General features: G+C 37.1%; 23 protein-coding genes. All 23 read right to left on the bottom strand.

Features of this window, described 5'->3' with window-relative positions; all coding sequences use genetic code 11:
• Window positions 1–138 precede the first annotated feature (138 nt).
• Window positions 139–738 (bottom strand): dipicolinate synthase subunit B, encoded by a 600-nt coding sequence (dpaB, locus tag M1D66_RS08450; RefSeq protein ID WP_000053596.1) that lies wholly within the window; start codon window positions 736–738, stop codon window positions 139–141.
• The gene (gene dpaA, locus M1D66_RS08445; RefSeq protein WP_000954735.1) at window positions 735–1,637 is read right to left on the bottom strand and encodes a dipicolinic acid synthetase subunit A; all 903 of its coding nucleotides are present in this window, start codon (window positions 1,635–1,637) and stop codon (window positions 735–737) included. Before dpaA ends, dpaB begins: the two co-directional genes overlap by 4 nt.
• Window positions 1,638–1,807: 170 nt before the next feature.
• Window positions 1,808–2,059: a YlmC/YmxH family sporulation protein gene (locus M1D66_RS08440; RefSeq protein ID WP_001239759.1), complete on the bottom strand. Its 252-nt coding sequence runs from the start codon at window positions 2,057–2,059 to the stop codon at window positions 1,808–1,810.
• Window positions 2,060–2,192: 133 nt separating this feature from the next.
• On the bottom strand, window positions 2,193–3,434 hold the full coding sequence (locus M1D66_RS08435) for a M16 family metallopeptidase (protein WP_000592996.1): 1,242 nt from the start codon (window positions 3,432–3,434) through the stop codon (window positions 2,193–2,195).
• Window positions 3,435–3,521: 87 nt separating this feature from the next.
• Window positions 3,522–4,421, bottom strand: coding sequence for a polysaccharide deacetylase family protein (locus tag M1D66_RS08430; protein WP_000868224.1), 900 nt, complete (start codon window positions 4,419–4,421; stop codon window positions 3,522–3,524).
• A gap of 153 nt (window positions 4,422–4,574) precedes the next feature.
• Window positions 4,575–6,713 (bottom strand): polyribonucleotide nucleotidyltransferase, encoded by a 2,139-nt coding sequence (pnp, locus tag M1D66_RS08425; protein ID WP_242555100.1) that lies wholly within the window; start codon window positions 6,711–6,713, stop codon window positions 4,575–4,577.
• 160 nt (window positions 6,714–6,873) lie between these two features.
• Entirely contained in the window at window positions 6,874–7,143 is a 270-nt protein-coding gene (rpsO, locus tag M1D66_RS08420; protein ID WP_001229392.1) for a 30S ribosomal protein S15, read from the bottom strand.
• A gap of 100 nt (window positions 7,144–7,243) precedes the next feature.
• A complete protein-coding gene (ribF, locus tag M1D66_RS08415; RefSeq protein WP_000766706.1) occupies window positions 7,244–8,215 on the bottom strand; it encodes a bifunctional riboflavin kinase/FAD synthetase in 972 nt (323 codons plus the stop codon).
• A 43-nt stretch (window positions 8,216–8,258) separates the two neighbouring features.
• Window positions 8,259–9,182, bottom strand: coding sequence for a tRNA pseudouridine(55) synthase TruB (gene truB, locus M1D66_RS08410; RefSeq protein WP_000399350.1), 924 nt, complete (start codon window positions 9,180–9,182; stop codon window positions 8,259–8,261).
• An 86-nt stretch (window positions 9,183–9,268) separates the two neighbouring features.
• Entirely contained in the window at window positions 9,269–9,625 is a 357-nt protein-coding gene (gene rbfA / locus M1D66_RS08405) for a 30S ribosome-binding factor RbfA (protein WP_000776437.1), read from the bottom strand.
• 15 nt (window positions 9,626–9,640) lie between these two features.
• On the bottom strand, window positions 9,641–9,922 hold the full coding sequence (locus M1D66_RS08400; RefSeq protein WP_000582363.1) for a DUF503 domain-containing protein: 282 nt from the start codon (window positions 9,920–9,922) through the stop codon (window positions 9,641–9,643).
• On the bottom strand, window positions 9,919–11,979 hold the full coding sequence (infB, locus tag M1D66_RS08395; protein WP_000036343.1) for a translation initiation factor IF-2: 2,061 nt from the start codon (window positions 11,977–11,979) through the stop codon (window positions 9,919–9,921). Before infB ends, M1D66_RS08400 begins: the two co-directional genes overlap by 4 nt.
• Window positions 11,980–11,983: 4 nt before the next feature.
• Window positions 11,984–12,295, bottom strand: coding sequence for a YlxQ family RNA-binding protein (locus M1D66_RS08390; protein ID WP_001286523.1), 312 nt, complete (start codon window positions 12,293–12,295; stop codon window positions 11,984–11,986).
• Window positions 12,296–12,568, bottom strand: a complete 273-nt coding sequence (gene rnpM / locus M1D66_RS08385; protein ID WP_000071127.1) for an RNase P modulator RnpM — start codon at window positions 12,566–12,568, stop codon at window positions 12,296–12,298.
• Between the two features lie 11 nt (window positions 12,569–12,579).
• A complete protein-coding gene (nusA, locus tag M1D66_RS08380; protein WP_000102604.1) occupies window positions 12,580–13,686 on the bottom strand; it encodes a transcription termination factor NusA in 1,107 nt (368 codons plus the stop codon).
• 17 nt (window positions 13,687–13,703) lie between these two features.
• Window positions 13,704–14,174, bottom strand: coding sequence for a ribosome maturation factor RimP (gene rimP / locus M1D66_RS08375; RefSeq protein ID WP_000359096.1), 471 nt, complete (start codon window positions 14,172–14,174; stop codon window positions 13,704–13,706).
• A 336-nt stretch (window positions 14,175–14,510) separates the two neighbouring features.
• Window positions 14,511–18,812, bottom strand: a complete 4,302-nt coding sequence (locus M1D66_RS08370; protein ID WP_000060005.1) for a PolC-type DNA polymerase III — start codon at window positions 18,810–18,812, stop codon at window positions 14,511–14,513.
• A gap of 124 nt (window positions 18,813–18,936) precedes the next feature.
• Window positions 18,937–20,637 (bottom strand): proline--tRNA ligase, encoded by a 1,701-nt coding sequence (locus M1D66_RS08365; RefSeq protein ID WP_000814300.1) that lies wholly within the window; start codon window positions 20,635–20,637, stop codon window positions 18,937–18,939.
• A 109-nt stretch (window positions 20,638–20,746) separates the two neighbouring features.
• Window positions 20,747–22,003: an RIP metalloprotease RseP gene (rseP, locus tag M1D66_RS08360; protein WP_001090243.1), complete on the bottom strand. Its 1,257-nt coding sequence runs from the start codon at window positions 22,001–22,003 to the stop codon at window positions 20,747–20,749.
• Between the two features lie 17 nt (window positions 22,004–22,020).
• On the bottom strand, window positions 22,021–23,163 hold the full coding sequence (dxr, locus tag M1D66_RS08355; protein ID WP_000790373.1) for a 1-deoxy-D-xylulose-5-phosphate reductoisomerase: 1,143 nt from the start codon (window positions 23,161–23,163) through the stop codon (window positions 22,021–22,023).
• A gap of 23 nt (window positions 23,164–23,186) precedes the next feature.
• Window positions 23,187–23,978 carry a phosphatidate cytidylyltransferase gene (gene cdsA / locus M1D66_RS08350; RefSeq protein ID WP_000813594.1) on the bottom strand — a complete coding sequence of 264 codons (792 nt, stop codon included), beginning with the start codon at window positions 23,976–23,978 and terminating at the stop codon, window positions 23,187–23,189.
• A gap of 17 nt (window positions 23,979–23,995) precedes the next feature.
• On the bottom strand, window positions 23,996–24,772 hold the full coding sequence (uppS, locus tag M1D66_RS08345; protein ID WP_000971296.1) for an isoprenyl transferase: 777 nt from the start codon (window positions 24,770–24,772) through the stop codon (window positions 23,996–23,998).
• A gap of 85 nt (window positions 24,773–24,857) precedes the next feature.
• The gene (gene frr, locus M1D66_RS08340) at window positions 24,858–25,415 is read right to left on the bottom strand and encodes a ribosome recycling factor (protein WP_000531501.1); all 558 of its coding nucleotides are present in this window, start codon (window positions 25,413–25,415) and stop codon (window positions 24,858–24,860) included.
• Window positions 25,416–25,417: the final 2 nt, after the last annotated feature.

Below are 25,417 nucleotides of genomic sequence, written 5' to 3'. Positions count from 1 at the left end.
TTCTAGATACCAATCCTTCTATAACTTAGAATCAGAAGGAGTATACAATACCCCTTCTAATCTTAATAACGTTAATTTTATCATATTCTACAGTAAGAATGATGGTTTCATCAAAAATTGTCCGTTTTTTTTCGTTTTTTAATTCATATATCTGAATTTTTCTACGACCACCGGTTGCAATTGCTTTCCTTGCAGCGCTTCTAATACTGTATCTTCCAGTAACTCCATACGAGCTACCATTGAGTTCGGTTTTTTCTCTGGCGCATCTTGACCGAATGGGACGAAGTAGATGTTTTTTGTTGCCATTAGGCGCATGAGATTTACCCCATTTAACCCTAAAGCATCATTCGTCGAAACTGCCAATACGACAGGCTTGCCATTTCTTAGCGTCGCTTTTGCTGCCATTAGTACTGGAGAGTCTGTCATTGCATTTGCAAATTTACTCATAGAATTTCCTGTTAAAGGAGCGATTACCATGCAGTCTAATGGAATTTTAGGTCCAAGTGGCTCTGCTCCAACAATTGAATTAATTGCTTTAAAACCTGTTATTTCTTCAATCTTCTTAATCCACTCTGCTCCTTCTCCAAATCTAGTATTTGTTGATTGAACAGTGTATGAAACAACAGGACGTACTTCTGCTCCTTCAGCAATTAATTTTTCTAAGTGCGGCATAACTTCCTCATACGTACAATGTGAACCTGTAAATCCGAAACCAATTCGTTTCCCCTTCAAACTCATTTCTTTTCCTCCTCCTTTGCGATTGCATCTGCTGCTAATAACTGAGAAAGAACATTTGCTAAGATTTGCCCAGCCGTTTTTGGGGCAACAATACCTGGTAATCCAGGTGCTAGCAATGCTTTGACTCCTCTTTTTTCCGCATATCTAAAGTCAGTACCGCCTGGTTTAGAAGCTAAATCAATCACTAACGTATGAGCTGGCATTTTTGCAATAACATTCGCTGTTACAACGAGGTGCGGAATCGTATTAATTACAATATCGATATTTCCTACTTCTTTCTCTATGTCTTGCATATGAAAAGGAGAAAACATCATTTCTGTAATACGTGCAATATGTTCAGATCGTCTTGCTCCAACTTTGACATGGGCTCCTAATGATTGAAATGCTCTCGCAACACTCATTCCTGTTCTACCAAATCCTAGAACCATTACATTGGACCCATGAATTGTATAGTCGGTATGTTGAATTACCATCATTAATGTACCTTCTACCGTTGGAATAGAATTGTATATTGCTACATCATCACGATCAAATAATTTAACAAGTTTTCGGTTCGTAGTAGATACGAGATTTTCCAAGTAAGGTGTACCAATACCTGAATATATAGTAAAGTGTTCTGGTGTATTTTCAATTTGTTCTTTCGTTATTGAAACTTTTTCATTTGAAAAAATAGTATCTACTTCTCCTTTGGCATTTGTACCGGCAACCGGCAAAATAATTGCGTCTACAGAAGTGAAATCTAAATTTTGTATACTTTCTTTTGCTGCCCCTGTGAAACCATGATCTAACTGATCAAAACCTATCAAAGAAAGTTTCGCATCCAATTCAACTAGCTTACGAATTACTTCTAGCTGCCTTGCATCTCCTCCTATGACAGCAATATGCATCTCAGTCAACATTCCCTAATTCACCTTCTTTTTCTGTCATTTATAAGAAAAGTGCCTACTTTTTCTTTTTCCTCCACATCATATGTAATGTACGAGTTTATGGTGATTGAAAATCCAAATGCACATATGATTTATCAGGTTTCTATGTAGATACAAAAAAAGATGACCAAAATGGCCATCCTTCACTCCGAATTTGAACGATCTATACTATCACAAAGAAGCATATCGTGTCCGACTTTCTTTATTTGACTCCATGCCACCCTTACTTCTTGTGGTTCCTTTTTAAAACCTCCCCACTTCCCTACAGGTATTATAAGTGTTTGTATTTGCCCGTCTTTCTCATTAATCTCTAAATCCATATAACCTAAGACTCCCATTTTTTCCGCTTTTTCTATATCTACAACCTCTTTACCACTTAATTCACTTAATCGCATACACACTCCACTCCCCTAATGAATTTTTCATTTGCATTGTCTATAATTAGTACCTATTCTATATGTATAAAAAAAATAACCTTCTCTCATTTAAAAAGAGAGAAGGTTATTTTTTATACATCGTAAAAATTGATTATAGTTTTATTCCTTTTGGAAGTTTTCCGTCTGGACTAATAAGTGCCGCAGAGAACTCGTCAGTAAACATATTGCGAATTAATCCGTCCACATTTTCTTTTGTTACAGTGTTTACACTTTCAATAATCTCATCAAGTGAACGATGTTTACGAAGAAGCAATTCATTTTTACCGTTACGGCTCATACGGCTATTTGTACTTTCTAAACTTAACATTAAGTTTCCTTTTAATTGCTCTTTACTATTCATAAGCTCTTTTTCTGTAATACCTGTATTTTTCAATGTCTCTAATGTTTCTTGCATTGTTTCATACAATGTATCTAATTGTTGGCTACCTGTTCCACCGTAAAGTGTTAACATGCCTGTATCTTCATAAGAAGAGTGGTAAGAAAATACTGAGTAAGCTAATCCACGTTGCTCACGTACTTCTTGGAATAAACGGCTACTCATGCTACCGCCTAAAACATTATTTAATACAATTAAGTTATAAATATCTTCGTGTCCCATTTGTAAGCCTTTATATCCTAGACATAAATGAGCTTGTTCCGTTTCTTTTTTACGGGCTACCTTATTGAAATGGAAAATTGGGCTATGTACTTGTTCACGGTTTGTTGTTCCTTCATAACTACCGAAATATTGCTCCACTGTTTGTAAAAATGCTTCATCAATATTTCCTGCGATTGATACAACTACATTTTCAGGTGTATAATGATCTTTTATATATTGACGTAACGTATCACCTGTAAACGTATTAAGCGTTTCTTCTGTTCCTAAAATAGGATATCCAAGTGGATGCGTTTCATATGTTGCTTTCGTTAACATATCATGCACAATATCATCTGGAGCATCTTCGTACATTTTAATTTCTTCACATACGACATTCTTCTCTTTTTTCAGTTCTTCCTCATCAAATGTTGAATTAAAGAACATATCTGCTAAAACATCTAAAGCATATTTAGCATGCTCATCTAATACTTTTGCATAGTAACATGTATATTCTTTTGAAGTAAATGCATTCACTTGACCACCAATGCTATCAAATGATTCTGCAATCTCTCGTGCACTACGTGTTTCTGTCCCTTTAAAGAACATATGCTCTAAAAAGTGAGAAATCCCATTATTTTTTTCATTTTCATTTCTTGATCCCGCATGGATCCAAATACCAATTGCAACCGATCTTACAGTTGGTATATTCTCCATAACTATTCTTACACCATTTTTACAAGTATATTTTTTAATCAAAAACTTTCCTCCTACTGCCAGTTTCTCTAAATAAAACGCTATTATTTAATGATAACAAGTTTAAGGATGAATGTCATGCAAATGTATTTAATCCACACGTTTTTCATCCAGTAATTCAGTTATATTCCCCACTTTATATCCTTGTTCCTTCAATTTTGTAATCATTATATCTAAAGCCTCTGCTGTAGACGAAGTAGGATGCATTAATATGATAGCACCTGGATGTATTTTTCTCATTACTCTCTGCAATAGTACATCCGGCTCAGGTCGCTTCCAATCAATCGTATCTACAGTCCACATAATCGTTCCCATTTGAAAATCATCTGCAATCTTTACGACTTCATCTCGAAAACTTCCACTCGGCGGGGCAAACCATCTTACTTTTTGATTCGTTACTACTTCTATCATTCGATTTGTTTTTTGTAACTGCTCTCGTATTTCATCAGACGATAACGTTTTCATATTTGGATGTGTGTATGAGTGATTTCCAACTTCTTGTTTTGCATCGACAATCATTTTTGCAAATCGCAAATTTTCTTTCACCCAACGTCCTTCTAAAAAGAAAGTGGCCTTCACATCATGCTTTTTCAATATCTCTAATATGCGAGGCAAATACTCATTTCCCCATGCCACATTTATTGTTAATCCTACCATCTTTTTATTTGGATGCCCTCTATAAATTGGAGCTGGTGATAAATCTTCTAAATGAACACTCGGTGAGACTTCTTTGAATTCAAGATATTTTTGATCAAATTCCTTTAGCTTCTTCATATTATTATACGATGCTTCAATATCCACTTGTCTTCCATTATATCCAGGTGTTGCCTTCCATATTTTATCAATCATCGCATTTTGAGGTGCAATCTCATACTGTTTTGCATGCTTTTGAATTTCTTCATGCAAGTTATCTTGCGCAAAAACAGAATAAGAGCCTAAACTGACATATAAAGAAAATATACATATGTATGCCAATATACGAACTTTCATATAAACCCTCCCAAATTAACTATATAAAAACATTTTCTTCTTATCTTTGTTAATTTGAGCGTTATAATGAAAACTATACCTATACCGACATAAAAATATATTGAACATCATGTTTTTTACATAACAAAAAAAGCCAGTTAAACTGGCTTTTACTTATTGCTGCTCTTGTTTGTTTTCTTCTTTAGCAGCTTCTTTTTCTTGCTCTTCTTTTAGCAATACTTTTCTAGATAGATTTACGCGACCTTGCTTGTCAATCTCGATAACTTTAACCGTAATTACGTCACCGATTTTTACAACGTCTTCTACTTTACCTACACGCTCAAGTGCAAGTTCAGAAATGTGAACTAATCCATCTTTACCGCTGAATAATTCAACGAAAGCACCGAATTTCTCAACACGTTTCACTTTTCCTTCGTAGATTTCACCTACTTGTACTTCGCGAACGATATCTTCGATAATTTTCTTAGCTTTGTCGTTCATTTCTTGGTTTATTGAAGAAATGAATACTGTGCCATCTTGCTCGATGTCAATTTTAACGCCAGTTTCTTCAATAATTTTATTGATTTGTTTACCGCTCGGTCCGATAACGTCACGGATTTTATCTGGATTAATTGTCATTGTAATAATCTTTGGAGCGTACGCTGATAATTCAGTGCGTGGCTCTGGAATAACAGATAACATATGATTTAGAATGTGCACACGACCAACTTTCGCTTGTTGTAATGCCTCTTCTAAAATTTCACGAGATAGACCATCGATTTTAATGTCCATTTGTAGTGCAGTTACACCTTGTGCTGTACCTGCTACTTTAAAGTCCATATCACCTAAATGATCTTCCATACCTTGAATATCAGATAAAATTGTGTAATGCTCACCAGTTTTAACTAGACCCATTGCAATACCTGCAACTGGAGCTTTAAGTGGAACACCAGCATCCATCATTGCTAAAGTACTACCACAAATACTTGCTTGTGAAGTAGAACCATTTGATTCTAAAACTTCAGATACAAGACGTACTGTGTATGGGAAATCTTTTTCAGATGGAATTACAGGCTCAAGTGCGCGTTCTCCTAGTGCACCGTGACCGATTTCACGACGACCTGGTCCACGCATTGGTCTTGTTTCACCAACACTAAATGATGGGAAATTGTAATGGTGCATAAAGCGTTTTGATTCTTCTACACCAAGACCATCTAAAATTTGCACATCGCCTAATGCACCTAATGTACAAATACTTAATGCTTGTGTTTGTCCACGAGTGAACAAACCAGAACCGTGTGTACGAGATAAAATACCAACCTCTGATGCTAACGGACGGATTTCGTCACCTTTACGGCCATCTGGACGGATTTTTTCAACTGTAATAAGACGACGTACTTCTTCTTTTACAATTTTATATAAAATCTCATTTACTTGTCCTAATGTATCAGCGTCAGCTTCCTGCGCTTCGTAATGCTCAATAACACGCTTTTTCACTTCGTTAATTGCATCTTCACGTGCATGTTTCTCATGTACTTGAATTGCTGAATGCATATCTTCTTCAGCCATTTCACGTACAGCTTGGTTAAGATCAGCGTCAACTTCATAAAGTTTCACTTGTGATTTCTCTTTACCTACAGCTTGTACAATCTCTTCTTGGAATGCAATTAGACGTTTAATTTCGTCATGACCAAACATAATTGCTTCTAACATTGTTTCTTCAGGTACTTGATCTGCTCCTGCTTCAACCATGTTAATCGCATCTTTCGTACCAGCTACAACTAAGTGGATATCACTTTGTTCTTGCTGTTCTACTGTTGGGTTAATAACGAATTCGCCATTAATACGGCCAACTGTCGCACCAGCGATTGGACCTTCAAATGGAATATCTGAAATCGATAACGCTAATGAAGAACCAAGCATAGCTGCCATTTCAGAAGAACAATCTTGATCAACACTCATTACAATGCTGACAACTTGTACTTCGTTACGGAAGCCATCTGCGAATAGCGGACGAATTGGACGGTCGATTAAACGACTTGCCAAAATTGCTTTTTCACTTGGACGACCTTCACGCTTAATAAAACCGCCAGGAATTTTTCCGACTGCATATAAACGCTCTTCATAGTTTACTGTAAGTGGGAAGAAATCTACATTTTTTGCTTCTTTTGATGCAGTTGCTGTAGATAGAACCGCTGTATCGCCATATCTTACTAATACTGCTCCGTTCGCTTGTTTTGCAAGCTGACCAGTTTCAACTGTTAGCTGGCGACCAGCTAAATCTATCGAGAAGACTTGCTTTTCTTGACTCATTTAAGTACCCCTCTCAATTTAAAGTATTCAATTCTTCTATGTAAATGGATAGTATATCACAATATTCTACCTCTAGTATTGCCTAAAATTAAGTAAGCTATAAAGCGTAGAAGATATATTTTTACCTAACAAAAAAGCGGGAATATTCCCGCTTTTTTGACTATCGACGTAAGCCAAGCTTTGTGATTAATTCACGGTAACGTGTGATATCGCTATTACGAAGGTAAGTTAGTAAGTTACGACGTTTACCAACCATCTTTAATAGACCACGACGTGAATGATGATCTTTCTTGTGAGTACGTAAGTGCTCGTTTAGAGTGTTAATTTGCTCCGTTAGGACAGCAATTTGAACCTCTGGAGAACCAGTATCAGTCTCATGAGTTCTAAATTGTGCAATGATTTCATTTTTACGTTCTTGTGTTAAAGCCATCCTATTTCACCTCCTATTAATTAAACCCCCAATTACCTAGCAAGCGTCGGTGAGTCGCAATGCCAAGCAATGGTTGTCATAAAGTACATAACATAGAATACTACTTTTCATTTGAAAAAGCAAGTATATTCTTTTCGCTCATAAAATATTCTTGTGCTGTTTTCTTATCTTTTGCGATTTGTTCAACTAACTCATCAATACCGTTGAATTTCTTTTCTGCTCTTATACGCATATGCCACTCTACTGTAACATTTTGATCGTATATATCTTTGTTAAATTCAAATAAGTGCACTTCAATTGATAATTGACGCTCATCTTCTTTAAAAGTCGGTTTATATCCAATATTACATACACCATCGTACCATTCATCGTGAACTTTTAATCTCACTGCATAAACACCTACAGGTGGCAATAAATACTCATCACTTAAACCTACATTAGCTGTTGGAAAACCAATTTGACGCCCACGTTTGTCGCCGTGTATAACTGTTCCCGCTACAGTATAGGCTCTACCTAAAATAGATGGAATTTGCTCCATTTCGCCATTTCGAATTAACTTTCGTAATGCTGTAGAACTTACTTTCTCTTCTTGAAATTCAACTTTTTCAATCACAGTCTGTGTAAACTCCCCTCTTGCATGAAATGGTAAAGTCTCCATCTTTCCTTTTCCTAAACGTCCATATGAATAATCAAACCCTGCTACTACATGCTTTACATTTAAACCAATAATATAATCATCTACAAATTGTTGCGGTAATAACCCTGCAAATGATTCATCAAATTTAATCACATATAATATATCGATTCCTAAGCTTTCGACTATTTTTTCTTTATCGCGCATTGGTGTAATATACTCCACATGCGCATCCTTTTTCCCTAAAACAACAGATGGATGAGGATGAAATGTCATAACTGCACTTTTATATCCTCGTTCGTCCGCTATTTTTTTCGCAGTTCGAATTACACATTGATGTCCTAAATGAATGCCATCAAAAAATCCTAATGCCATTACAGTAGGTGGTAATTCTAATTTATTTTGTTCATGTGGATGAGTTAAATGAATAAGTTTCACGCTTGAATTCACCTTTTTCTGTAATAATCCTTCCAATAATTCATTATAGCTTTAGTTCTTGATTATTCACAAGTACTTTCATCGGCTTTAACATGCCAGGATGTTTCGGATGATGTTCATAAATTGCTAAGCAACGATCATTTTTATCAAACACTGTAATAAATGGTGCTGTTATTTCTAATTCATTCTTTAAGAACATACCATTCTTTATTTTCTCTGCTTGCTTTTCATCTACAACCATTTTTGGAAACTTACTTAATGCTTCATCAATTGAAATGAAGATAGACTCTACTGTTCCATTTTGCACGTTTTCTTCAATTTCTTCAAATGATATGCAATCTTCTAATAAAAATTCACCAGATGCCGTTCTTACAAGGTGAGACATATGTGATGGGAAACCAAGTTTCTCCCCGATCATTACAGCTAATGTTCTTACATATGTTCCTTTACTACACGTTACACGGAAACGGAATGAAATATTTTCACCTTCAAAAACTTCACGATCATCAAGTAATACGAATTCATGAATTGTAATTGTACGAACTGGACGTTCCACCTCTTGTCCTGCTCTTGCATATTCATATAATTTTTTCCCGTTTACTTTTACAGCCGAGAACATTGGTGGCATTTGTTCAATCGTGCCTGTTAATTCCGCAAGGGCTTTCTCTACTTCCATACGAGTAATAGTACGATCTACATTTTTCGTTTCAACAACCTCACCAGAAGCGTCTTCAGTTGTCGTTGAAAACCCTAATGTTACTTCACCTTCATATGTTTTCGTTTCACTTGTTAAAAATTGTGCAATTTTCGTTGCTCGTCCCACACAAATAGGTAATACTCCTGTTACATCTGGATCTAATGTTCCCGTATGACCAATTCTCTTTTCTCGCAATATCTTTCTTAATTTAAATACACAATCATGTGATGTCATGCCTTTTGGCTTATGTAATAATACTACACCTTCCATATATGTTCACCTCATCATAATTCTTTCGTATTAAATATCCAAAACTTATTTTGCATTGAAAAAATGGATAGACAAATGTCTATCCATTATTCTTCACGTTTACCGTCTTTATTAATTTCATGTAAAAGTGTATCAATTCGATGACCATATCCGATAGACTCATCAAACTCAAAGGTAATTTCCGGTGTTTTACGAAGACGAATACGTTGGCCAATTTCTGAACGAATAAAGCCTTTTGCCTTCGCTAAACCTTTTAAAGTATTTTCTTTCTGTTCTTCGTCACCTAAAACGGAAATATATACTTTAGCAATTTGTAAATCACCACTCACTTGTACATCTGTTACTGTAACAAATCCAATACGTGGGTCTTTAATTTTACGACTGATAATATCGCCTAATTCTTTTTTCATTTGCTCGCCCACACGGTTCGCACGTAATTTCATAACTCTTCACCTCATTCAATACCATTCCAAATGTGTTATTGTACGTTCAATTTCAGGAAATGAATCGATGTACTCAAGTACACGATTCATTTCTTTTTCACAGATAACACGATTTGAGGATACGGAAACAATTGCAATTTCTGTACGTTGCCATACATCTTGATGCCCAACTTCAGAAACAGCTACATTATAGCGCTGTTTCACACGAGTTAACACACGTTGTAAAATTGCACGTTTCTCTTTTAAAGAATGCACATCGTAAATCATACACTCGAATGAGAGTGAAGCGATAATCATCGCTTCACTTCTTCCATAATGTACGCTTCAATGATGTCCCCTTCTTTAAGATCATTATATCTCTCAATTGTAATACCACACTCATAGTTTTGTGCAACTTCTTTTACGTCGTCTTTGAAACGTTTTAACGTATCAAGTTGTCCTTCGAAAATTACTACGCCGTCACGGATAATACGTACGCCACTATCACGCGTAATTTTACCGTCTGTTACGTAACAACCTGCGATTGTTCCAACTTTTGTTACTTTAAACGTTTGACGAACTTCTGCTTGACCGATTACTTTTTCTTCGAATTCTGGATCAAGCATACCTTGCATCGCTGCTTCAATCTCTTCGATTACTTTATAAATAATACGGTGTAAACGAATATCAACGTTCTCTAATTCAGCTGTACGCTTCGCGTTCACATCTGGACGTACGTTAAATCCAATTACAATTGCATTAGATGCAGAAGCTAAAATGATATCAGATTCTGTAATCGCACCTACACCAGTGTGAATGATTTTAACTTTTACACCTTCAACATCAATTTTACGAAGTGATGCTGCCATCGCTTCAACAGAACCTTGTACGTCTGCTTTTACGATTAAGTTAATTTCTTTTACATCGCCCTCTTGGATTTGTTGGAATAAATCTTCAAGGCTTAATTTAGATTTCTCACCACGTTGTGCAACTAAAGCTTCTTGTGCACGTGATTCACCAATTTGACGAGCTTTCTTCTCATCAGCGAATGCCATGAAACGATCTCCAGCCTGTGGTACTTCGTTTAAACCAGTAATTTCAACAGGAGTTGATGGACCAGCAACTTTTACACGACGACCAATATCACTTACCATTGCACGAACACGTCCGAATGAAGTTCCAACAACGATTGGATCTCCAACTCGAAGCGTACCGTTTTGAACAAGTAATGTCGCGATAGTTCCTTTACCTTTATCAAGCTGTGCTTCGATTACTGTACCAGTTGCATAGCGGTTTGGATTTGCTTTATATTCTTCTACTTCACTTACAAGAAGGATCATTTCTAGTAAGTTGTCAATGCCTTCGCCTTGAATTGCAGAAATTGGTACGAAAATAGTATCTCCGCCCCAAGCTTCTGGAACTAATTCATATTCTGTTAGTTCTTGCATTACGCGATCAGGGTTTGCAGCTGGTTTATCCATTTTATTCACAGCAACAATAATTGGTACTCCTGCTGCCTTCGCATGGTTAATTGCTTCAACCGTTTGTGGCATAACACCGTCATCCGCTGCAACAACAAGGATTGTAATATCCGTTACTTGTGCACCACGAGCACGCATCGTTGTAAATGCTGCGTGACCAGGTGTATCTAAGAATGTAATCTTCTTATCGTTTACTTCAACTTGATATGCACCGATATGCTGAGTAATTCCACCCGCTTCGCCTGCAGTTACTTTTGAGTTACGAATAGAATCCAGTAATGTTGTTTTACCGTGGTCAACGTGTCCCATGATTGTAACTACAGCTGGACGTTCTTTTAAGTTCTCTTCATCATCTTGCTCATCAATGAATGTTTCAAACTCAGTCTCGCTCACAATTACTTCTTCTTCTACTTCAATACCGTAGTCGTTAGCAATTAACTCAATTGTATCTTTATCCAAGTCTTGGTTAATTGTTGCCATAATTCCAAGCATGAAGAGCTTCTTAATAATTTCAGATGGCTCTTTGCTTAATTTTTTAGCAAGATCTCCTACTGTAAGGCTTCCAGAGAAAGTAATTTTATCTGGTGTTTCTACAATTTGAGTTTGTTGTCTACCAGCAAAGTTCTCTTGACGTTTGTCTTCGTTCCCTTTGCCTTTTTTCTTTTTCTTATTGCTGTTCTTTTTACTGCGAACAACTTTTTCTTCTACTTCAAACTCATCTGCAACAGAAGGTTTTTCAGTTTGATATTCATTATCTAATTTATTTACTACTTCATCGTCTAACATTGTCATATGATTCGAAACCTCGATATTCATTTCTTTTAGTTTTGTCATAAGATCTTTACTTGAGATATTATGTTTTTTTGCATATTCATGCACTCGAATTTTACTCATACCTTCACCCCCGGTAATTTGTATCGAGCATGCTACGCAGCTTTTTCGCAAAGCCTTCATCTAACACAGCTACAACGACTCGCTCATCTCTCCCAATCGCATGCCCTAATTGTTGTCGATTTTCGACCTTTCTCATTGGTACGTTGTAGTACGTAGTTTTATCTGTGATGCGTTTTGTAGTATTTACTGACGCATCTTCAGATAGCAATACAAGTTTTGCTTTGCCACTTCGTACTTCTTTTAAAACGAGTTCTTCACCCGAAATAATTTTCCGAGCCCGGTTTGCTAGTCCTAAAAACGATTTCCAATCGGACACTTATTTCGACTCCTTCTCAACAAGCTCAAGAAGCTCTTCATATAAAGAACCGTCGATTTTCGCTTTTAGATGATGTTCCAAAACATTTTTCTTTTGAGCTTGAAGAATGCTCTCCTTGTCCTTCGACAAGTAAGCACCTCGTCCTGATTTTTTCCCAGTTAAATCAATGGACACTTCTCCCTCTTTGGAACGAACAATGCGAACGAGCTCTCGTTTTGATTTCATTTCTTGCGTTGCAACACATTTTCGTAACGGAACTTTTCGATTGCTCATACTCATCACCTCTATTCGATTTCGTCTTCCACTGAATCGAATCCAAATGCGATTACGCTATCTTCTTCTGTTACAATACCAAGTTGTTTCGCATCAGACTCACTCTTAATGTCAATTTTCCAGCCTGTTAATTTAGCTGCAAGACGTGCATTTTGTCCACGCTTACCGATAGCTAATGATAGCTGGTGGTCTGGAACAACTACTGTTGTCGCTTTTTCTTCTTCATCTACAAGTACTTTAACAACTTGTGATGGGCTTAATGCATTTGCAACATATTCAACTGGATCATTTGACCAGCGAACGATGTCAATTTTTTCACCTTTTAATTCGTCTACAATGCGTTGTACACGTTGCCCTTTTGGTCCTACACAAGAACCAACTGGATCAACATCAGTGTTCTCTGCATATACAGAGATCTTAGAGCGATCGCCAGCTTCACGTGCTACAGAACGAATTTCTACAGTTCCATCATAGATTTCAGGAACTTCCATTTCGAATAAACGTTTTAAAAGACCAGGATGTGTACGTGATACGTAAATTTGTGGTCCTTTTGTCGTTTTTTCTACTTTCGTAATGAATACGCGAATACGATCATGTGGTTTGTATTGCTCATTAGGCATTTGCTCACTTACAGGTAATAAAGCTTCTACTTTTCCTAAGCTTACATAGATGAAACGAGCATCTTGACGTTGTACAATACCTACCATAATATCTTCTTCACGGTCACTAAACTCAGAGTAAATAACACCGCGCTCTGCTTCACGCACTCGTTGTGTTACAACTTGTTTTGCAGTTTGTGCTGCAATACGACCAAAGTCTTTTGGTGTTACTTCAATTTCTAGTACGTCACCATCTTGATAGTTTGGATTAATTTGTCTTGCTTCCTCTACAGAAATTTCAAGACGTGGATCAAACACATTGTCTACTACGTCTTTACGTGCTAAAACTTGAATTGTTCCCACTTCTGGGTTAAAGCTCACACGAACGTTTTGTGCTTGATTAAAATTGCGCTTATAAGCAGAGATTAAAGCTGCTTCAATCGCATCAATAATAATGTCTTTGCTAATGCCTTTTTCAGATTCTAATACGAGCAAAGCATCTAATAACTCAGTGCTCATGAAGATCCCCCTTCTAACTAAAACGTAACAGCAAGTCGCGCATTTGCGACTTTATCCATCGAAATTTGGATTTCTTTTTTACGTGTTTTAATTGTTAATAATAATGTTATTGTTGTACCATCGTAAGAAAGCAGCTTTCCTTCAAACATCTTTTCACCATCAATCGGCTCATATGTTTTAATTGCCACTTGTTTTCCTACCGCTTGCTGGAAGTCTTTTTCTTTCTTTAATGGGCGTTCCGCTCCAGGAGATGATACATCCAAAAAGTAAAGATGAGGAATTGGGTCCTCTTTATCTAAAGCTTCGCTTAAACGTTCACTTACCGCACCGCATTCTTCAATGTCGACTCCCTTTTCAGAATCGATGAATACGCGTAAGAACCAGTCTTGTCCTTCTTTCACATACTCTACATCTACAAGTTCAAGATTTAACTCTTCAACGATCGGCTGCGCAAATGCTTCTACAACTTCTGTGACTTTCTTATCCATAAACAGCCTCCTTCCTGCCGTCATGTACCATTTAAAAGAAGAAGACCCCGCCAATTTAAAAACGGTCTATCTTATTCTTTCTCGTTAGCTAACAAAAGCCCCTGCTGTTCAGCAGGGATTATCTGTCTTAGTATTACCAAATTTAAGAAGTAAAACTTGTAACAAAATATGTATATACGACAGAAATCTTTTACCTATCTACGTAGATAAAACATAGATAGTAACACGAAAGAGTGGGTTTCCCCACTCTTTTCTTTACACAATATACATGACATGGTTATCTCGGTTAATAGTATATCATAGGAAATGTTGATTTGCAAAGACTTTTCCTACCTACTAGAACAGTGATAACTGGTTTTGATCCGGTAAGTCTCCTAAACAACCTTGGCTATCTAAATACTCAATAATGGTTTTCGAAACCTTACTTCGCTGTTGCAAGTCTTCTTTTGATAAGAAGTCTCCATTTTTACGTGCTTCTACAATACTTAAAGCTGCATTTGTGCCAAGACCAGGTACTGCATTAAATGGAGGGATTAATGTATCTCCATCAATAATAAATTCTGTTGCATGTGAGCGGTATAAATCCACCTTTTGGAATGAGTATCCACGCTCACACATTTCAAGTGTCATTTCTAGTACCGTTAATAAACTCTTCTCTTTCGGCGCAGCATCGAGTCCCTTTTGAGCAATTTCATCAATTCTTGCACGTATAGATGCTGAACCTTTCGCCATTGCCTCTACATCAAAATCATCTGCACGAACTGTAAAATATGCGGCATAGAATAACAGTGCAAAATGTACTTTAAAGTATGCGATACGTACAGCCATAAGTACGTAAGCAGCCGCATGGGCTTTAGGGAACATGTATTTAATCTTCTTACATGAATCAATATACCAACCTGGTACATTATTATTTTTCATGTCTTCTTCCCATTCTTCCGGTACACCTTTACCTTTACGAACCGACTCCATGATTTTGAAGGCTAATGATGGATCTAGACCTTGATAGATTAAATATACCATGATGTCATCACGACAACCGATAACTTCGCTCAGCGTACATGTACCGTTATAAATTAACTCGTTTGCATTACCAAGCCATACGTCAGTACCATGTGATAGTCCAGAAATTTGGACTAACTCTGAGAATGTCGTCGGTTTTGTCTCTTCTAACATCTGTCTTACGAATTTTGTACCAAACTCTGGTATACCAAGTGTACCTGTTTTACAGTTAATTTGTTCTTCCGTTACCCCTAACGATTCTGGACCAGAGAAAATTTTCATTACTTCTGGATCATCCGTTGGGATTGTTTTCGGATCAATACCACTTAAATCTTGTAACATACGAATAACGGTCGGATCATCGTGTCCTAGTATATCAAGTTTCAATAAATTATCATGAATCGAGTGGAAATCAAAATGCGTTGTTCTCCATTCAGCACCAATTGAATCAGCTGGATACTGTATTGGTGAGAAATCAAAGATATCCATGTAATCTGGCACAACGATAATACCGCCTGGATGCTGTCCTGTTGTACGTTTTACACCGGTACACCCTGCTACTAAGCGATCAATCTCTGCATTTCGAATCGTTAAGTTATGATCATTTGCATAACCTTTTACATATCCGTAAGCAGTTTTTTCCGCAACTGTACCAATCGTTCCTGCACGATATACATAGTCTTCACCGAACAGTACTTTCGTATAGTTATGGGCACGTGGTTGGTATTCCCCGGAGAAGTTCAAATCGATATCGGGTACCTTATCTCCTTTAAATCCAAGGAACGTTTCGAACGGAATGTCATGTCCATCTTTTACATATGGAATATTACAAGCAGGGCATTCTTTATCTGGTAAGTCAAAACCAGAACCTACAGAACCATCATTAAAGAATTCTGATTGCTTACACTTCGGACATACATAGTGTGGTGGTAATGGGTTTACTTCTGTAATTTCCATCATCGTTGCAACAAATGATGACCCTACCGATCCACGCGAACCTACTAGATATCCGTCTACTAACGATTTTTTCACAAGCTTATGTGAAATTAAATAAATTACGGCGAATCCATGCCCAATAATACTTTTTAATTCTTTTTCTAAACGTGCTTCTACAATTTCCGGTAGCTCTTCACCATAAATGCTACGCGCCATTTTATAACTCATATCACGCGTTTCATCATCAGCACCTTCAATTTTCGGTGTGTATAGATCGTCTTTTACTGGATGCACATCACCAATTAATGACGCAATCTTTTGTGTATTTGTTACAACAACTTCTTTCGCTTTGTCTTCACCTAAGAATGAAAAACATTCTAACATTTCATCAGTTGTACGGAAATGTACTGGCGGTAATGAATGTCGATTTAACGGATTGGCTCCGCCCTGCGAACTGACTAAAATTTTACGATACATTGCATCCTCAGGATCTAAATAATGCACGTTTCCTGTAGCAACAACTGGTTTATCTAACGTCTCACCTAGTTTTACTAAGTTAGAAATAATTGTTTTTAATTGACCTTCGTCTCGAACAAGTTCACGTTCTACTAAATGACGCAACACCTCTGGAGGCATTACTTCAATGTAATCATAGAACTGGGCAATTTCTTCTACCTCTTCAGGTGCCTTTTGCATCATTGCCTCGAACACTTCACCTTTATCACAAGCCGTTCCTACTAAAATTCCTTCACGGTATTTTTTTAATAGTGACCTCGGCACACGTGGTACACGGTAAAAGTAATTAAGGTGAGAATATGAAACAAGTTTATATAAATTTTTCAATCCAACATCTGATGTGGCAAGTAACGTCATATGACTTGGACGGCCACGCTTATACGCATCCCCTTGTCCCATGCTATCATTTAATTGATCGTGATATTCAAATCCCTTTTCAATTACGTCTTTCAACATTTTCACAAGTAAATATCCCGTCGCTTCTGTATCATAAATCGCACGGTGATGTTGTGTTAATTCAATATCAAGTTTTTTACACATCGTATTTAATCGATGATTTTTCATTTCTGGGAATAAGAATCGTGCAAGTTCTAACGTATCAATAACGGGGTTATTCGTTTTTTCTAGTCCAGCCTTTTTAAAACCTACGTTAATAAAGCCCATATCAAAGCTCGCGTTATGGGCAACAAGTGTATGGTCGCCCATCCATTCCTCAAACTTTTTAAACACTTCGTCCACTTCAGGTGCATCAGTTAACATATCATCTGTAATACCTGTCAATTCAATAATCGTCGCTGATAATGGTTGATGTGGATTTGCGAAAGATTCAAAGCGATCAATAATTTCGCCACCCTTTACTTTTACGGCAGCCAACTCAATGACTGTATCGTATACAGCTGATAAACCTGTCGTCTCAACGTCGAAAACAACATACGTTTCCTCTGCAAGTAAACGATGCGCTTCGTTATACGCTATCGGTACACCATCATTAACTAGATTTGCTTCTACACCATATATAACTTTAACTCCAGCCTTCTTCCCCGCAGAATACGCCTCTGGGAAAGACTGAGCCACGGCATGGTCTGTAACCGCAATAGCCTCATGTCCCCATTTACCAGCTTGAGCAACAAGCTTAGAAACTGGAGTGACAGCGTCCATTTGACTCATCGGAGTATGGAGATGCAGCTCTACTCGTTTTTCGCCTTCTGGTGCTTTATCTTTACGAGACGGTCCTGTTATTTCATTAATATCATTTGCAATCATTACTAAATCTCGAACGAATGTATCGTTTTGAACAGAACCACGCGCTTTCACCCACATTCCTTTTTTCAAGGATTGCAGCATTGGAATATCTTCTTTGTCACGCGAGAACATTTTGATCATAATAGAATCCGTATAATCCGTTATTTTTAAAGTTAATAACGTACGTCCACTACGAAGCTCTTTTGTTTCTACATGGAAGACATATCCTTGAACCGTTTTTCTTCTTTCTTCATCTTGAATTTCTCGCATCGGTGTAATCTCTTCATCTGGCTTAATAAGATACCCGAGTGTAATCGGTCCTTCATACACAACGCTGCTTTCTTCAGCTTGCTTCTTCGCCATTTCTTCCATAGCTTGTATAACACGCTCGCGGTCTTCTTGCTGCGTTTGTTCACGAAATTTTTGCATTTCTTCTGTATTTTGCTGTATATGTGTGTCTAACTGAAAACGCGGGAATCCAAAAACTTCGTATTGATCCCCTACTGGTTTCGCAACGTTTTTCTTTAAAGCAGTAGACTCCAGCTCGTTATTCACATTTATTAGCAACTTCACTCCATTCACCTGCGGAAGCTGCTTCTTTAAGTATGCGAACATAGGTGAAAATGTAATTCGTTCCGTACAAAGCGGCCAATACGCCCTCACTTCTTCTTCTGTAAATTGTTTATTCTCTGTTTCTAATGCAAATGTTGTTCTTGCAATATGAGAAAATGATTGCTTAAGCTTTGTTTCTAGCAATTCATATAATTCTGTAGGCAAAATACGTGGCACTTGTAAATCAAAATGCCAACTTTTATTCGCTTTATCAATAACGAGCCTTTCAATACCACCGCCTTGTAAATATTGATTTATAAGGTCGTCTGGTATTTGCAACTGCTGGAGCAAAATTTGAAATCGCTCTTGTTGTTCATTTGTTAAAGACATAAGCACTCTCCTTCCATTTGCTATTATAAATTGAAACGTACCACAAAGAAAGATTTCTCACCTCTTCTTTTACAAAATACGTTTACAAAGAAAGAGAAGGTACCCCATTACGAGGTACCTCTTCTTATTTTAAAATATTTGCAATATATGTTTGAAGTTCTTCTACGTTTACTTCTTCAGACTCACCTGTAGCACGTACTTTCACTTCTACAATACCTTCGTCTGCTTTTTTACCAACTGTAACACGAACTGGAAGACCGAATAAATCTGCATCTGCAAATTTAACACCTGCACGTTCTGCACGATCGTCTAATAACACTTCATAGCCTTGTTCTTGTAATGAGTTGTAGATATTTTCACCCATTTCACGTTGTGCATCCGATTTCATATTTACTGGAATTACATGCACATGGAACGGTGCTACAGCTTTTGGCCAAACTAAGCCGTTCTCATCGTTAAACTGCTCTGCAATTGCTGCCACTGTACGAGATACACCGATACCGTAACAACCCATAATAAGTGGTTGTGTTTTTCCGTTTTCATCTAGGAATGTTGCGTTCATTGCTTCACTATAACGAGTTCCTAATTTGAATACATGACCAACTTCAATTCCGCGTGCAAAAAGAATTGTTCCGTTTCCATCTGGAGATTGGTCTCCTTCTTGGATGAAGCGTAAATCTGTATATTGACTTACTTTAAAGTCACGTTCTGGATTTACATTTACATAATGGAATCCTTCTTCATTCGCTCCTGAACATCCGTTAACAATTGATGCTACAGCATGATCAGCAATAATTTCGATATCACCTGTTACATTAATCGGTCCTAATGAACCAACTTCACAATTTAATAATGCTTTTACTTCTTCATGAGAAGCAAGCTCAACAACTGAAGCGCCGTATACATTTTTCACTTTCACATCGTTTACTTCGTGATCACCACGAACAAGTACCACTACTAATTTCTCATCTACTTTAAACACCATAGACTTAATGCACTTGTCAGCTGCAATGTTTAAGAATGCAGATACTTCTTCAATTGCTTTTTGGTCTGGTGTTGCTACTTTTTCAAGTGCTTTTTCTGCTTCGTCACTCTTCGTATACGTAGCTACAACAGGAGCCATTTCGATGTTTGCTGCATAATCAGATGTGTCAGAGTATGCAATTGTATCTTCACCAACATCAGATAATACCATAAATTCATGTGTATCTTTTCCGCCCATTGCTCCAGAATCAGCAATAACTGCACGGAAATTCAAGCCACAGCGAGCAAAAATGTTAGAGTATGCTTTATATAAACGATCGTATACTTCATCTAAGCTCTCTTGTGTAGCATGGAAAGAGTATGCATCTTTCATTAGAAACTCTCTTCCACGTAATAAGCCGAAACGAGGTCTTTGCTCATCACGGAATTTTGTTTGAATTTGGTATAATGTTAACGGTAATTTTTTATATGATTTCACTTCATCACGCACAAGATCCGTAATTACTTCCTCATGTGTCGCTCCTAATGCGAATTCACGAGCATTACGATCTTTCATACGCATTAATTCAGATCCGTAAGAATACCAACGACCTGATTCTTGCCACAATTCCGCAGCTTGCATAGCTGGCATTAATAATTCTACAGCTCCTGCGCGCTCCATTTCTTCTCGAACGATACGTTCTACTTTGTGTAATACTTTTAATCCAAATGGTAGAAAGCTATAAATACCAGAAGCATTTTGACGCATAAAACCTGCACGAAGTAATAGCTGATGACTCTTAATTTCAGCATCAGCTGGAACTTCACGTAATGTAGGACTGAATACCATACTTTGTTTCATTTATTTGCACCTCTTCATTTTACTCTTACACGCAGTAAAACCCCTCACCTCGAGTTAGGTGAGGGATTTTATTCTACGAGCTCTATTTCATTATAAGTTTCACTTTATTTTACAAGAAAAACTTACGAATGTCATTCCAAGTTACAACTAACATAAGTAACATTAATAATGCAAAACCAATAAAGTGAACCATTCCTTCTTTTTGGCGATCAATTGGTTTCCCTCGTAACGCTTCAATTAAGAAGAAGAATAAACGGCCACCATCTAAAGCAGGAACTGGTAATAAATTAAATAAACCAAGATTAATGCTTAGAACTGCAGCTAAACTTAGTACACGCGTAAACCCATAATCTACAACTTGATCTGTTAGATTATAAATTCCTACTGGACCTGATAACTCATTAATAGAAAATTGACCAGTTACTAATTTAACAAGAGATTCAAAAATTAGTTTCGTCCATTGGTACGTTTGTTCAAATCCTGATTTAATAGAACCCATTACTGTTTTCTCTACAGGAGAATACACACCGATTCTACCAACTTCGTCTTTTCCTTCTTTATCGAGTGTTGGCGTTACTTTCACATTAAACTGTTCATTATCACGCTTTACTTGTAACGTAATTTCTTTATTTGGGTTTTCACGTACAATAGTAACAACATCTTTCCATGTACTTGTGTTTTTCCCATCAATAGCTTGAATTGTATCATTCTCTTTCAATCCAGCTTGCTGTGCTGCACTGTTATCCATCACTTTTCCGACCATTGGTTTGTCAATAGGAACCCCTTGTACAAATCCAAGAATCACAAAAATAACAAATGCTAAAATGAAGTTCATTGCAGGACCCGCAAAGATTGTTAAAGCGCGTTGCCCTAGTTTTTTCGAGCCAAATTGTCTATTATACGGAGCAATTTGAATTTCTTCCCCCGCAGTAATAATACGAGCCTTTTCATTCACTCGGAATGTTTGAAGCTCTTCCTCGTACTCTTCATAGCCCGAAATTGTTAAATTATGCTCCAAATCAGCTTGTTCGACTTCAATAACACGAACATTTGGATACTTTTCATATCCATCAAAAACTAATTTCACAACTTCGTCTTTTTCATTTAATACAAGGCCAACCTTTTTCCCAGGCTTTAACTCAACTGTGTCCGCATCCTCGCCGGCCATTCTTACATAGCCACCAAGGGGCAGTAATCGAATCGTATACACCGTTTCATTCTTTTCAAATGAGAATATTTTCGGACCAAAACCAATCGCAAACTCGCGGCATAAAATACCTGCTCTTTTTGCGAAATATAGATGCCCTAGCTCATGGAAAAATACGAGTGCACCGAAAATTAATATAAAGGCAATCGCTGTATTCAATTCCATAACCACCTTTGCTAAATTTGTTCCATCACAAACCGTCTTGTGGCCGCATCAATTTCCAAAATTTCCTCTAAGCTCGGTCGTGCAATGACATTGTGATGGTTCATTGCTTTTTCAATGAGGTCTTCCACTGTTAAGAAACCAATTCTCTTTTGTAAAAAGGCTTCAACAGCTACTTCATTCGCTGCGTTCATTACAGCTGGCATACTTCCACCTGCTTTTCCAGCTTCATACGCAAAACGTAAACAACGGAATCGTTCTTGGTCCATTTTCTCAAAATGCAACGTCCCTATTTCCCATAAGTTTAACTGTTTTGTGTCTGAAAGAGGCAATCTATCAGGATATGTAAGTGCGTATTGAATTGGTACTCGCATATCAGGTGAACCAAGCTGCGCCATTACACTACGATCTTCAAATTCAACCATAGAATGGATAATACTTTCTTTATGTAAAACAACATCGATTTGCTCATAAGGGATACCAAAAAGCCAATGTGCTTCAATTACTTCTAGTCCCTTATTCATCATTGTAGCAGAATCAATTGTAATTTTCGAACCCATTGACCAGTTTGGATGTCGAAGCGCATCTTCTACGGTCACATGATGCAATTCATCCCTCGTTTTATCACGGAAACTTCCACCAGAAGCCGTTATAATAAGACGAGAAATTCTTTTTTCATTTTCACCATTCAAGCACTGAAAAATAGCCGAATGTTCACTATCTACTGGAAGTAACGAAACATTATGTTTTCGTGCTGCTTCCATTACAAGATGTCCTGCAGTTACTAACGTTTCTTTATTTGCAATTCCAATTGTTTTTTTCGCCTCAATTGCACGAAGTGTTGGTAACAACCCTACGCTACCTACAACAGCATTTACTACAATCTCCGCATCTGGATGTAATGCTACTTCTAAAAGTCCTTCACTACCATATACAATTTTTGTATTACCAGAAACAGATTGTAATTTTAAAACATCTTCCTCTCTTTGCACAGAGACGATTTGCGGAGAAAATTCTTGAATTACCTTTACTGCGTAGTCAATATTTTTCCCTACAGAAAAAGCAACGAGACGGAATTGGTCTGGGTGCGAGCGTAATACATCTAAAGTTTGCGTACCAATTGATCCGCTTGCACCTAATAAACTAATGTTTTTCATGACTCCAACCCCTCGTTCATTTATTAATTGTATTGTAATAAGAAGTAGAGAATTGGTAAAACGAATAACCAACTATCTGTTCGGTCTAATATACCACCATGCCCAGGTAAAATTGTACCTGAATCTTTTACGCCATAATGACGTTTAAAAGCAGATTGTACTAAATCACCAATTTGTCCAAAAATAGAAATGATAATTGTCAGCACAATTAAAATTACTACATTCGATTCGACTGGGAAGAACACGTTGTAAACAAGTGCCACAATAATTCCACAAACGATGCCGCCTAATGAACCTTCAATCGTTTTATTTGGACTAATTTCTGGCCACAATTTTCTCTTGCCCAATGCTTTTCCTACGAAATATGCGCCTGAATCAGTAGCCCATATAACAAATAATGCGCAAAATACATATTTAATTCCTAATATTCTCGTTTCATTTAAATATAAGAATCCCATTGCCACATATGTCGTTGCCATCAGTAAAAATGAAGCATTATCAAAAGTAAATGTATTCTTAGAAAGGACTGTATATGATAAAAGTAATAAAACAATCACAAATGTGATTTCCAATTTACCTAATCCAATCCATGTAAACAGTTTTGATGCACTACTTGGAATTAAAAGAATCCACAATAATACTGCAGCTAAAACTGTCGGTACTGAAATAAGCGTAAGCTTATTCATACGAATTAATTCATATAAACCTATAGAAGCAAGTGCATACACTAAAACCGTAAAAGGCACGCCACCGTATATTACGATGGGAATGAATAGCGCGGCAGCAACCACTCCAGTAATAATTCTCTGTTTCACTACCAAACCCTCTCTTTCTACACGCCTCCGAATCTGCGCCCTCTATGTTGAAAGTCAGTAATCGCATTTAGCAAATGTTCTTCTTTGAAGTCTGGCCAATACACGTCTGTAAACCAAAACTCCGAATATGCAATTTGCCATAACATGAAATTACTAATACGTAGCTCTCCGCTTGTTCGGATTAACAACTCTGGATCAGGTAAAGAACTCGTCATTAAGTAGGAGGAAAGCATTTCTTCACTTACCTCTTCAGAACGAATTTTTCCTTCCTCATTATCTTTCATCATATGTTGCACAGCAGAAACGATTTCATCTCGACTTCCATAGTTTAACGCGAAATTAAGAATTAATCCCGTATTCTCTTTCGTATCTTCCATGGCTTTCTCCATCGCTCTGCGTGTATGCGTAGGAAGACGATCTTTTTGCCCTATTACTCGGACTTGTACGTTTTCTTCAATCAATTCTGGTAAAAATGTACCTAGAAATTCTTCTGGAAGCTTCATTAAATAATCAACTTCCTTTTTCGGTCTTTTCCAGTTCTCAGTTGAAAAAGCATAGAGAGTTAACACTTTCACATTAAGTTTACTTGCAAATTTTGTAATTTTCTTTACAACTTGCATACCTTCATGATGTCCCGCAATACGAGGCATTGCTCTCCTCTTTGCCCATCTTCCATTCCCATCCATAATGATGGCAATATGTTCTGGGATATATCCTTTTTTCACTTCTTCAACGAGATGATCAAACGATGTGTCCTTTTTACCTTTAAAAAAAGGAAAGTTTTTAAACATCATTCATACCCTCCAGCAAGCAGACGTATGCCTAAAAGTGTAAAAAGACCCCCTTAAGAAGAGGGTCATATTTGCGAAGTTATCGCTATTACACTTCCATGATTTCTTTTTCTTTGTTTTTTGCGATTTCGTCAACTTTTGCAATATATTTATCTGTTTCTTTTTGGATATCTTCAGTATATCCTCTTAAATCATCTTCTGTAATCTCGCCAGCTTTTTCAAGCTTCTTAAGATCATCATTTCCGTCACGACGTACGTTACGAACAGCAACTTTTGCTTCTTCAGCATATTTTTTCACAACTTTTACAAGATCACGACGACGCTCTTCTGTTAGTGCAGGAAATGCAATACGAATTACAGTTCCATCATTAGAAGGGTTTAAGCCTAAATCTGCTTTTAAAATTGCTTTTTCAATATCACCGATAGAAGTTTTATCATAAGGTTGAATTACTAGTAAACGTGCTTCTGGAACTGTAATGTTCGCTAATTGCACAACTGGTGTTGGTGCACCGTAGTAATCAACTTGTACCTTATCTAATACAGACGCGTTTGCACGGCCAGCACGAACTGTTGCTAATTCACGAGAATAAGCAGCAACTGCTTTTTCCATTTTTTCATTTGAAGACTTCAATACTTGTTGTCCCATAT

The sequence above is a fragment of the Bacillus sp. PK6-16 genome, from assembly GCF_056530295.1.
Note: the sequence above shows the minus strand (reverse complement) of the source record. Positions and strands in the feature narration are given on the sequence as shown.